12 protein-coding genes are annotated in these 12464 nt (G+C 41.2%); 1 reads left to right on the forward strand and 11 read right to left on the reverse strand.

Annotated elements, in window-relative coordinates; genetic code table 11:
• Positions 1-52: 52 nt before the first annotated feature.
• The 5 genes from fliG to CXF88_RS03615 form a co-directional block, all read right to left on the reverse strand.
• Positions 53-1108: a flagellar motor switch protein FliG gene (fliG, locus tag CXF88_RS03595; RefSeq protein WP_101085394.1), complete on the reverse strand. Its 1056-nt coding sequence runs from the start codon at positions 1106-1108 to the stop codon at positions 53-55.
• Positions 1101-2780 carry a flagellar basal-body MS-ring/collar protein FliF gene (fliF, locus tag CXF88_RS03600; RefSeq protein ID WP_197708417.1) on the reverse strand — a complete coding sequence of 560 codons (1680 nt, stop codon included), beginning with the start codon at positions 2778-2780 and terminating at the stop codon, positions 1101-1103. The genes fliG and fliF overlap by 8 nt, the downstream gene beginning before the upstream one ends.
• 71 nt (positions 2781-2851) lie before the next feature.
• A complete protein-coding gene (gene fliE, locus CXF88_RS03605; RefSeq protein ID WP_101085397.1) occupies positions 2852-3193 on the reverse strand; it encodes a flagellar hook-basal body complex protein FliE in 342 nt (113 codons plus the stop codon).
• A gap of 270 nt (positions 3194-3463) precedes the next feature.
• Positions 3464-4813 (reverse strand): sigma-54 dependent transcriptional regulator, encoded by a 1350-nt coding sequence (locus tag CXF88_RS03610; RefSeq protein WP_101085399.1) that lies wholly within the window; start codon positions 4811-4813, stop codon positions 3464-3466.
• Positions 4806-5999, reverse strand: a complete 1194-nt coding sequence (locus CXF88_RS03615) for a HAMP domain-containing sensor histidine kinase (protein ID WP_242445091.1) — start codon at positions 5997-5999, stop codon at positions 4806-4808. The genes CXF88_RS03610 and CXF88_RS03615 overlap by 8 nt, the downstream gene beginning before the upstream one ends.
• Positions 6000-6158: 159 nt before the next feature.
• Between CXF88_RS03615 and CXF88_RS21890 the strand changes: the two genes are divergently transcribed.
• On the forward strand, positions 6159-6296 hold the full coding sequence (locus CXF88_RS21890; RefSeq protein ID WP_157822768.1) for a hypothetical protein: 138 nt from the start codon (positions 6159-6161) through the stop codon (positions 6294-6296).
• Here the strand turns inward: CXF88_RS21890 and CXF88_RS03620 are convergent, their stop codons facing one another.
• The 6 genes from CXF88_RS03620 to CXF88_RS03650 form a co-directional block, all read right to left on the reverse strand.
• Complete coding sequence (locus CXF88_RS03620) at positions 6297-7727, reverse strand: sigma-54 dependent transcriptional regulator (protein WP_101085401.1); 1431 nt, start codon at positions 7725-7727, stop codon at positions 6297-6299.
• A 517-nt stretch (positions 7728-8244) separates the two neighbouring features.
• Positions 8245-8649, reverse strand: coding sequence for a flagellar export chaperone FliS (fliS, locus tag CXF88_RS03630; RefSeq protein ID WP_101085405.1), 405 nt, complete (start codon positions 8647-8649; stop codon positions 8245-8247).
• Positions 8650-8657: 8 nt separating this feature from the next.
• On the reverse strand, positions 8658-8987 hold the full coding sequence (locus CXF88_RS03635; RefSeq protein WP_101085407.1) for a flagella biosynthesis chaperone for FliD, FliT: 330 nt from the start codon (positions 8985-8987) through the stop codon (positions 8658-8660).
• 135 nt (positions 8988-9122) lie between these two features.
• Positions 9123-10490 carry a flagellar filament capping protein FliD gene (fliD, locus tag CXF88_RS03640; RefSeq protein ID WP_101085409.1) on the reverse strand — a complete coding sequence of 456 codons (1368 nt, stop codon included), beginning with the start codon at positions 10488-10490 and terminating at the stop codon, positions 9123-9125.
• A gap of 73 nt (positions 10491-10563) precedes the next feature.
• Positions 10564-10956 carry a flagellar protein FlaG gene (locus tag CXF88_RS03645; protein WP_101085411.1) on the reverse strand — a complete coding sequence of 131 codons (393 nt, stop codon included), beginning with the start codon at positions 10954-10956 and terminating at the stop codon, positions 10564-10566.
• Between the two features lie 218 nt (positions 10957-11174).
• The gene (locus CXF88_RS03650) at positions 11175-12377 is read right to left on the reverse strand and encodes a flagellin (RefSeq protein WP_101085413.1); all 1203 of its coding nucleotides are present in this window, start codon (positions 12375-12377) and stop codon (positions 11175-11177) included.
• Positions 12378-12464 lie beyond the last annotated feature (87 nt).

Here is a 12464-nt window from a genome sequence, read left to right on the forward strand (position 1 = left end):
ATCCAAATAGAAATACCCGCCAGTACTGTCACACTAATGAATATGCGGATGGTTACAAGAACTCGTCACCACCGCCGCCGCCTAGCATAATCTCACCACTGTCACTGAGTCGACGAGCAATAGACAGAATTTCTTTTTGTGCCACTTCAACTTCACTAATACGGATAGGTCCCATGGCTTCTAAGTCGTCACGGAGCAATTCAGCTGCACGTTTAGACATATTACCCAGAATTTTCTCTTTCAACGCTTCGTCCGCACCTTTGAGTGCTTTCATCAGCACATCTTGCTGTACTTCTCGTAACAATGCCTGAATACCGCGGTCGTCAACGTCAATGAGGTTTTCAAACACAAACATCATGTCTTGTATTTGCTGCGCCATTTCTTCATCTGACTCACGCATGGTTTCCATGATTTGACTCTCAACACCGGTATCGAGATAGTTCATGATATTAGCAGCCGCTTTTAGGCCACCCATTTTAGCCGCTTGCGCACCGCCTTGACCCGCAAATTGTTTTTCCATAATGTCGTTTAATTCTTGCAATGCCGCAGGCTGAACTTCTTCAAGATTGGCAATACGCATCATCAAATCTAAACGGGTATTTTCAGGGAACTGACTAAAAATCTCAGCAGCTTGATCGGGTTCTAAATACGATAATACAATTGTTTGAATCTGCGGATGTTCATTTTGAATAATGGTGGCCACTTGACGTGCATCCATCCATTTTAATGAATCCAGACCTTTAGCTCCGCTGCCCATGATAATTTGTTCAATTAAATTACCGGCTTTATCTTCACCCAATGCTGCAGTTAACGCTTTACGGACGAATTCTTCACTGTTAAAACCAATAGAAGAAAACTTTTGAATATCGTCTAAAAATAATTGGTGAACGCCAATGACCTTTTCTTGACCAAAGTCATCCATGGCTGCCATCGCCATACCCACTTTTTGCACTTGCTTAGGCTCTAAGTGTTTTAAAATTGACGCCGCATCTGCTTCACTCAAGCTGAGCAGCAAAATAGCCGTTTTTTCAACACCAGTAATTAACTCGGGGTCAAATGCTGTTGATTTCTCTGCTTTAGCTGCTTTATCTTTTTTTTCATTAGCCATTGTCTTGTAACCAGTTTTTAATCACTTGAGTGGAAAGCTCAGGCTCATTTGCCACTAACGCTCTAATTGCTTTAATCATATCATCATCTTTATGCAAATTAGGTATTTGAATTGACCCATCATCGGCATAACTGTATTCCGCCTCTTTGGTATTAAGCATACCTAAGGTATCTGCGGCATACTGATCTTCAATTTCAGCTAACTCATGTCCTGGACGAATATCGTCAGGCATGTTGATGCCATTGGGATTGGTTAACTTCTTAAGCATAGGTCGAACTACGGCCAGAATGAGTACTAAAATAACAATTGCACCTAATGCCAATTTAATCGCGCGCCAGAACCAAGGCTGCTCCCACATATCTGGCTCAGGTAACACTTCAATTAACTGGTCCATAAACGGAACCGTTACCACTTCTAGCGCATCACCACGCTGGGTACTAAAACCTACCGCGCCTTCTAATAAGCGACGAATATTAGTTAATTCTTGTTCTGTTCTCGGCACGCGAGTGACTTGGCCGTTCTCATCAACTTGGCCAGGTTTAAAATTAATCGCAACAGACACACTAACACGACGAACCACCCCAATTTGTTGACGGGTATGGCTAATGGTAGTGTCTAATTCATAATTACGCGTAGCTTCTTTTGATGAGTCACCAGACATGGTTGAGGTTGTTGCTTCACCTGCCACTTGCGGAATATCAGATTCCATCGGTGGTTGATTACTTAGCGCACCAGGAATACCGCCAGAGTTTTGACCAGACGAATTTCTCTCAATGATCATTTCACTGCGAATCGCCGGTAAATCAGGAGAGAAACGCTTGGCGGTTTGCTCTACTGCGGTAAAGTTCATATTCACATCGACTTGAGAAGTAAAATTCTCAGGTCCTAAAATTGGCATTAAGATTGATTCGATTTTCTTACGGTATTCAGCCTCTTGCTGTTGTACTAGCTCTTGCTCGCGACGTGCTCTAGAAGACGCGCCATCTTGACTACCGGAATTGAGTAAGCGCCCATTTGAATCGGTTACCGTCACACGAGTAGGTTCAAGCCCTTGAACAGCAGAGCCTACGATATCAACAATGGCATCAATCTCTTCCTGGCCCAAACCACCACGACGCACATTAACGACCACTGTGGCACTGGGTTTAGATGCATTTCGGGCAAAAACATTTTCTTTTGGCAATGCTAATATCACTTTCGCACGACTAATGCTTTTTAACTCTTCAATGGCTCTGGCTAGGTTTTGTTCTTGGCTTTGTTTTAAGCGGGCTTGTTCCATACGCTGACTGACACCAAAACCACTATCTTGGTTTAAGTAATCATTTGCTTGAGTACTACTTTGAATACCGGCACGGCTGAGCAGTAATTTAACTTCTTGATACTTATCTTCAGGCACTTTAACCACATCGACGTTAATTTGATAATCGATTTGGTTTTTATCAAGCACGTCTAAGACTAGGATCATCTCAGCGGTTTCCATTTTACCAAGTGGGCGAAAATCAGGCTCTTGAGCCCACATCATCACAAAAACAGCCATAGCAAGGCATATTGCTAATGCCAGAATCATGATGACTTGACGCATCATATCTGCACCACCAACGCCACCAAGAAGTCCAGATTTGTTCTCTTGTTGGACACCGCCATCGGCTGTTGAACCCGAACCTACCATAATGTCTGTGCTCACAATACGTACCTGCTATATCTAATGTTGTTATGTTATTTAGTGCTCAAAACCGTCTGCGACTAAACAGGCATACTCATAATTTCTTTATAAGCATCGACGAGCTTATTACGTACTTGCACCGTTGCTTCAAAGGCAACGCCGGCTTTCTCACGCGCAATAACGGTATCAGACAACGTCACCGTGGTGTCGCCCATGTCTAAACGAGTGGCTAAGCTTGATGATGCTTGTTGCAGCTCATTGACGCTACCCACCGCTTGAGACAATAACTGACTGAAATCAGCACCCGTGGTGTTATTCACTTGCTGGGTAAGGTTAGGACGAATAGATGAACCAATAGAAGGGGCTATTTCGCCGCGAAGCGATTGCATTTCTTGCATTAATGGATTTGCGCTAATCTGCATGGTGTAACTCCCTTTCGTCGACTTTTTGACGACAACAATAACTGATAAGGAGTTAAAGCAATTTAGATGCCAGTATTACAATTAGTAAAAGATTCGTCGATAAAAGAGGGGGCGAACACAAGCAGAAGCACAAGCAAAAGCAAAAGTAACCTATCCATTAAAACAAACAGGTCACTTTTACGTAGGTGAACGATAAAAAATAGACTTATTAGACTATAAAATCATAACGTTAACTAACGATTAGTTGACGATTAGTTGACGGGATTTACGTTACGCAGGTAATTGAATACCCATATCACGCATTTTGGCCATTTTATAACGTAGCGTACGGGCGCTTATACCGAGTTTTTCAGCGACCATTTTCCGACTACCCTGACATTGATTAAGGGTTTCTAAAATAATGACATGTTCTTGGGCTTTTAATTCGTCACCTAAACCGTCAACTTCGGCAGGTTTATCCGCATCAACATATTCTGTTGCAACCAAATTAACATCGGCAGAATCTAAAATAATGTCATTGACACCAATATCATCATTAACCCGTAATATCAGTGCTCGTTGAATAACATTATCTAACTCGCGCACGTTACCGGGCCAACGATGAGTTAATAAACGACGAGTTGCAGCGTCATCAAGTTTAGGTACAGAAGTCATATTAAATGCTTTAGCATGTTTAATCAGCAAATGCCGTGCAAGCGGTAATATATCTGCCGGACGTTGATGCAGCGCGGGCCACGTTAACGGAAACACATTAATTCGGTAGTATAAATCTTCCCTAAACTCACCCGAGGTCGCCATGGCTTTTAAATCTCGGTTTGAAGTAGCCAACACTCGCACATCAAGTTTAATGGTTTTACGACCACCTAAACGCTCTACTTCGCGCTCTTGTAATACCCTAAGCAATTTAGCTTGTAAGCCAAGTTCCATTTCAGATATTTCATCAAGTAATATAGTGCCGCCTTGGGCTTGTTCAAACTTACCTGGGCAGGCTTGATAAGCGCCCGTAAATGCGCCTTTTTCGTAACCAAATAAAGTGGCTTCTAACATATTTTCAGGTATTGCTGCGCAGTTAATCGCAATAAACGGCTGATCATGGCGTTGACTATGTTGGTGAATATAGCGCGCTAACACTTCTTTACCTGAGCCACTTGGACCCATGATCATTACCGATGCATCAGACACAGCTACCCGCTGAGCCAGCGACAACAGCGCTAAACTTTTCTCATCAGCGACCACAGGCTTATCATGATTTTGTTTTAAAGGTAAATAACGTGATACCTGATTCAACAGCACTTCAGGCGCAAACGGTTTAGCCAAATAATCCACGGCACCTAATTTCATCGCATTCACGGCACTGTTAATAGTGGCATAAGCGGTCATTAACAATACAGGCAGTTTAGGTTGATGCTGTTGTAAATAACCCAACAACCCCATACCACCAATACCGTCCATCTGCACATCGCTAATCACCATATCAAAATGGTTTGCTTTTAAGGCTAAAATGGCCTCTTCAGCACTACCCACATCAACACAGTCGTAATGGGCAAGCATTAGGGTATCAAGCAATGCCTCACGTAAATCGGCATCATCTTCAACTAATAGAATATTTGCTTCAGCCACGCTTCACCTCCTGATCACTTGCTTTGTTCATGTGCGGAAAACTCAACCTAATATGGCAACCCATTCCCGGCTTGCACGATAACTGAATTTTGCCGCCATGATTATGTACTACCGACTGCACAACCGCTAAACCCAAACCGGTACCCTGACTTTTAGTGGTAAAAAAGGGTTCAAGTATTTGTTGTTGCATAGACGGCTCTAGCCCTTTGCCATTATCGATCACATCTAACAATAGCCCATCTGGTGTTTCGCTGGCACTGACTTTTATTTTTGTTGCGCCTGCTTCAAGGCTATTCATCACAAGATTATTCACCGCAGAACTAAGTGCATTTGCATTGGCAAGCATCAATGAATGTGAAGTATCTTCAACAACAAGCTGGCAATGTTTTTTATCGGCAATCGGTTCGCAACTGGCCATGACTTGGCTAATGATTTCATCCATTGAGACGGATTCAGCCATCCCATCTTGACGCCCCCTTGCCATTAGCAACATGTCATTAACTTGACGTTCAAGCTCATTAAGCCGGTCAACCAATTTAGATTGAAATTTAGACCGAGCAGAATCAGATAATTTAGGGCTAGCAAGATTAGAGGCATACAGCAAAGCTGCCGACAATGGGGTGCGCACCTGATGTGCTAATGTCGCCACCATTTTGCCTAATGCCGATAAACGTTGTAAATGAGACAGATTTTTCTGCAATAAACGCGTTTCGGTGAGATCGGTTAACACAATCAACTGCCCAGGTTCTGGCGCTAATGGCGTAATAGCCAATTTTACTCGTCGACCATTTTTAAGCGACACTTCATGGCCGTCATCATCTTGTGGGGCAAAAGCGCGATGAATAATATCAAACCAACGCGAACCTTGCAGCGGTCGACCAAGCAATTCAGTGGCTACTGGGTTGGCTAACGTAACCACACCGTCACCATCAAGGATCACCACACCAGATGGCATGGCTTGAAGAATATGCGCCATTTGATTTGACATATTGGCGGCCTTACTAGAATAAGCACTGATAACGGGAGTGGCTAAGTTGCTAGCAAAATTCACATTACGCTGCAGAACTAAATTAGCTCCAATCGCTGGTGATTTAGCCTCTGTATCAGTTGTAGTGATAGACGAAGCTGTCGCAGGTAACTCATAGTCTGAATGATCTGTATGTGTTAACGCTCGTGCTAAATACATGGTCGCTCCGTCAAAAAAATAACATTTGATTAGCTAATTGCATTTACTGTGCCAAGAAATTTGTCTGCGAAATGGCTTACCTTTAAAACAACTTAATCTGCGAAACAACTTCACTACGAAACAGTAAGCTGAAAACATTGATTTTAGTAAGTGACAAATATGAAAAAACACACTCAAGAGTGTGTTTTTCTACTTTACGCTATTTACGTCATGTACATCAACAACATGAACATGGCTAAAGCTCTTAGTGCTAATGAGCACTATCGTTATCAGCCGCAGCCATTAAGTAGTCATTAGCTAGTCTTTGCTCAAACCATATTTACGCATTTTTTCGACTAATGTTGTACGACGAATACCCAACATTTCAGCGGCTCTTGCTACCACACTGTCTTGCTGCTCAAGTGCTTGACGGATCATGTCGATTTCTAATTCCGCTAGTAAGTCTTTTAAATTAACCCCTTCTGGCGGCAATTCACTAGGGAAACGCGTTTCTGGTATTTCAACAGGTTCTTCATCACTGAATATTGAAGCTAAAGCATCGCGCTCTAATTGTTCTTCATTGATTTCAACACAATATTCTGGTACCTCTATGTAACGGTACTTATGCGGTAAATCATTAACGTCGACTAATCCACCAGGGAATAAGATGGTTAAACGCTCTACCAAGTTTGATAATTCACGCACATTACCAGACCAAGGGTGTTCTTTTAACGATTCGATGGCGCGTTGAGTAAAACGAACCTTACCACGGCCTTCATTAAACACTCGGCTAACTAATTCGTGCAATAAAAGCGGCACATCGTCACGACGCTCACTTAAACTTGGCATCTCAATCGGAAACACATTAAGGCGATAATATAAGTCTTCACGAAATGAGTTATCTACAATCATGGTTTCAAGGTCACGATGCGTTGCGGCAACGATACGCACATCGGTAGCAATTGTTTTACTGCCACCAACACGTTCAAATACCTTTTCTTGCAACACACGTAACAACTTAACTTGCATTTGCAGCGGCATATCACCAATTTCATCTAAAAACAGCGTGCCACCTTCAGCCAATTCAAAACGGCCTTTACGAGATGATATCGCCCCAGTGAAAGAGCCTTTTTCATGGCCAAACAATTCACTTTCAAGTAATTCAGCAGGTATAGCGCCACAATTGACCGGAATAAACGGTCCATCTCGTCGTTCAGATAAATAATGAATATTACGCGCTACAACTTCTTTACCGGTACCCGATTGACCCAATACTAATACTGTCGCATCAGAACTTGAAACTTGGTTAATCAAATGGCGGACTTTAGCAATACCTTCACTGCGGCCGACTAAGCTTCGGAATAGTTTGGTTTGATTACCATTAGTTAAAGTGTGTTCTCGCTTGGCTTGGCCAAAAACTTGGCAAAAATGCAGCAGTTCAGTCAATTGCGGGTAATTTATCGGCTCTTCAATTGTTCCGAGCATGTTGGATACATTGGCATCAGTATCGCCTAATAACAACATCGGTTGCCAGGGCACTATAGCGGCTATGTTTTTGATACTCTCGACGCTGATGTTTTCATCAACTATGACAACAGCGCGATACCGAGATTGTTCGATCAGGGCTAAAAATGATTGATTAGAAACAATTTCACACTGCTCGCCTAGGAATTCGAAAATGCAGCACAAACGAGTCACGCGCTCTGATGGGGTACCGACAATTAAAATTCTTTGTTCTATTTGCATCATTCAGAAGGCCAAAAGCTCTTGTTATAGGTATTGATTCGGGATGATTATGCCGCATATCGCCACATAAACCAAAGTACATTGCCGTCATAAAAACTAACAGCACTGACATTATTCTAGCATTATTCCTAAAACAGGATCGTTAATCCGCTAAAGACAGTGAAGAAAAACGAACTCAATGATAAATATTGTATTATCAGCCCATCATAAGCAAGCATCAGTTACATTTTATCTACAACAGATAGCATTTTATGTTAAAAATGATGGTTTTTCATTCAGAAAATCTAATGGAGCAAGTTTTGTTTCGGTTATGAGGATCAATATAGACTCGCTAGAAACTCTCTCTCACGGAAAAGAGATGATGCTAATGAATTAGCTTTATTGGGTATTTGAAAGGGATACATGAATGGCAGGTTAGCAATTTATATAAAGAGTTGGATATCATAAAATAAATATTAAGCCAGATAGCAAAAAAGACGCTAGGCGTCTTTTTTAGTTTAAATACAGTATGCGGTAACGATTAACTAGGCTCAGAGGTTAACTCATGCATATCTTGAGGAATTGCATCCCAACCTTCTTTAATGGTTTTTAAAATCGACACCACATCGTCAATTGCTTGTGAGTCGTTATTGAGATTGGCTTCAGACATTCTGACTAACATATAGTCGTATAACTGAGTCAAATTACCGGCGACTTCTGCCCCTGCATCCATATTCAAACTGCTATTTAAGCCGTTTACAATCCCCATAGCCTTACCAATTAACACACCTCGATTGGGTATATCACCGTTGCCGATTGCAAGTTTAGCCTGAGCTAAACGTTCTAGTGCGCCCGCTAATAGCATTTGAATAATACGGTGTGGTGTAGCCACGGCCATATTGCTGTCAATTGACACCTTACGATATGATTGCATTGATCCGCGCATATTGATACCTACCTATTTGAATCGATTGCTTTATACACATTAATTTGGCGTTTTGTGGTATTGCCTGCCTGTAATAACGTTTGCCGAAAATCCATGATTTTTTGGCTTTGTTTTATTAGTGTCTGAGTCAAATCATACTGCTGTTCGAGTAACTCTCTATCAGTAAAATTAGTATCAGCCACTAAGGCATTGATTAAACCTTGACGCGTTTCAATAAGTATAAGCAATTCTGATACCAGATCTGACAAAAATTCATCTTCAGGTTTAGATTTTTCAATTTTATCAATAAAAAACATTAGCTTATTATTAATATAATTTATTCTATTTAGTGAATACATCAACCTAAGACCTCTTTAAATACTCTTAAAACAATATGAACAGGTTACTAGTCAAAAAAGTGCCATTGCTGCTATAAATATTATAAACAACATAATAACTTCGCACTTCAAGCTAACGCTAACAAAAATCATTCTTTAACTATTATTTCTCACTACACCTGGTAATGAATCCAGTCGTGACTGTAAATCACTTGCTTGAGTATTCAAGCTTGAGACAACTAAATCCATCGCATTGAATTGTTTATATAATCGTGCACTAAAAGCAGCCATTCGAGTATTTAATTGCTCACGACTGTCTGTTAGCCGGCTAAGCTGCTCATCCAAGGTGGTATCTCGGCTATCCATGATGCCACCCGTTTGAACATAACCATCTAACAACGATGACATTTTACTGGCCAATCCAGTATCTTCGGAGCTAAACATTTCTGCAATAGCTCCTTTGTCTGCGGCAATAGCTTCAGTTAATTTAGTAGAATCAACTTCAAGTAGGCCTTCACGGGTAGTGGTTACACCCAAATTAGCCAACATTTTATTGCCATCAGAGGTACTGTATTGACTCGATAACATATTGCGCATTTGGCTCTGAATACTTCGCGGCAGCGCATCACCTTGTAAAATACCCGCTTGCTCAGTTTCTGCGTTATAACTTGTCAGACTATTAATTGTTGTCATCACAGAGTTATACGCTTCTACAAAACCCTCAATTGCTGTTTTGGTTTTAGCGGTATCTTTGCTTATTGTTAAGGTAGTTGTTTGATCGATATCTGCCGCCGTTAATGTGAGAGAAACGCCGGTTATAGCTTCTTCGATAGTATTTTTCTTTGACACAACTTTTACGCCATCAATATAAGCTATGGCATTTTTAGCTGGTGTGACTTCGGTCATGCTAAAAGTGTCGACTAAGCCGGTATTACCATCTGTATCTGTTGCAGTCACACTAATGATATTGTCTAATCCGGTATTTTTTGAACCTAGCACTAATTGCGGCCCTAATTCACCGTTAATAATCGTCGCTGTTACATCACTGTTGTCATCTGAACTGTTAATCTTGTTCATAATTTCAGTTAGCGTGTCGGTTGCTACTACATCAATATTAAAACTGTCATTACCACCAACAGCAATGGTAAGCGAACCCTCACCTAAGGTAGATGCTTTGTCTGCAACAACGGCAGAAGCCACCTTTTGACTTTGGGCTAATTGTTCAACTTTGACCTGATAACTGCCCGTCACGGCTGTAGCGTCTACCGAAGCAGATAAATAACTTTTAGAAGATAAAGCTACTTTTTGACTACCGAAAGTGGCCGATTCGGTTAACGTTGTTAATTTATCATTAAATTCTGACATAGCACTTTTTAATGAGCCAATACCAGATATTTGTGCATTAATCTTACCTTCATTAACATCAAACTTGGCTATCTTACCGGCACTTTCGGCATTGACCAACGCAGTAACAATACCGCCAATATCAAGGCCAGAACCTATACCTACTGATGTTAATCCCATAATAACCTCTACTATTTATCGCTTATAACGTTAAAAACTTAATCGCATAATACTGAATCAACTTTACTACTCATTAGACTTCTGTTTTCATCAACAAGCCAGTGACTTCATTTAATTTTTTAGCAATATCCAAGGCTTCTTCATTGGGGATTTGCCTAATTAATTCACCGGTAGTGACATCTATCACTTTAACTACTTGTATGCCTGAATCCTCATCCACTTTAAAAGCTAAGCCTTTTTGCATCATATTCATGCTAGCAGAAATATCATTAACCGCTTGGTTTAACTCTTCAGAATCGACCTTAGTAGCCTGATTAACTTGCTCTGTAGTGCGACTGTTATCGCCCGGCTTTTGTATACCATCAGCAGGCAAACCTGCATTAGCAACAGTAGACTGCTTATCGAGTAGATTAGACAATCCATCTTTTCGTAAATTGATAGTTGAACCTGCTACATTAACATCCATGACACACCTCGATTGCGCTAATAAACCATGCAATTATTACACCGCTTTCGTCATCATGCTAATGTTCATTACCAATAACGATTACATTAAACATCACACCAAACGGTAGATAAGTATTTTGATTTATCATAGGTTTTAAAGCATAAAAGGGAGAATCGCAAGCGACCCTCCCTATTCAGTTACCTTAACTTAGTTAATCGCTATTACAGCCGTGACTATTATAGAAGCGACAACGCAGTCTGAGGGATCTGGTTAGCCTGGGCTAACATTGCAGAAGATGTCTGTGACAGAATCTGCTGCTTGGTTAACTGCGCAGTTTCAGCGGCAAAGTCAACATCTTGAATACGGCTACGAGCGTCTGACACGTTTGACTGAATATTATTCAAGTTATTAATAGTAAAGTTCATACGATTTTGAAACGCACCGATATCAGCTCGGTTGTTATCAATCATTCCTATTGCACCATCTATGGCGGCTAGTGCTGATTGAGCTCCTTCTTGACTAGAAATATCAACATCATCTATGGCGGAAACCACTGATGAAGCAGTTGCTACTGCTGTGGCCACTCCAGTTGAAATATCTGTACCAGTGCCAGCGCCACCATCATCAATCGTTGCGGTTTTGATTGCAAGGTTTTCTGGTGAGCCAGAAGCCAAACCGCCAGCATATACGAGCCCTGTGCCTGCGCTGTCAACGGTAACACTTACGCCGGTATCCGCTAAAGAAGTGTTAATCGCTGATGCTAAACTACCAATATCTGTTGCATTAGTTAAATCAACTGTTAAATCTGTAGCTACACCATCAGCATCAGTGTGAGTAAATACAAGAGCCTCGTCACCACCTCCCGCAGCAGCAGTGAGTCCAGCTACATTCGCTGAAGCTACAACACCACTAACAGCAAAACCTTCTTGACCTATCATATCAGCAGAAACATCTGTTAAAGTAAGTGAAATAACTTCATTGGCATTCGAACCAACTTGGAAATTTTTGGTATTAAAACTACCATCAAGTAATTTCTGACTACCAAACGAAGTAGTATCTGAAATTCGAGTCAACTCATCTTGAAGTGACGTGATTTCTTTTTGCATTGATGTACGGTCAGCAGATGAATTTGATCCGTTAGCTGATTGCAGGGATAGATCACGCATACGTTGTAAAATATTGGTCGACTCTTGCATCGCACCTTCGGCGGTTTGAGCAACCGAAATACCGTCATTGGCATTACGAGCAGCCACACCTAATCCATTAATCTGACTGGTCAAACGGTTTGATATTTGTAAACCGGCAGCATCATCTTTGGCGCTATTAATGCGTAAACCTGATGATAGGCGTTCCATAGACGTTTTAAGACCATTATTGGCACCATTTAAGTTACTTTGTGCCTTCATTGATGTGACGTTTGTATTTACTGAAATAGCCATGATATTGCCCTCTACCTAACTTGAATAGTGCCTGTCAGTTGTGTCAGGCAAAGTTTATTTTCTACATATACTGTAACGGCACTATCT

Origin of the sequence: Shewanella sp. ALD9 (assembly GCF_002836315.1) — a bacterium.
In the GTDB taxonomy this organism is placed as follows: Bacteria; Pseudomonadota; Gammaproteobacteria; order Enterobacterales; family Shewanellaceae; genus Shewanella.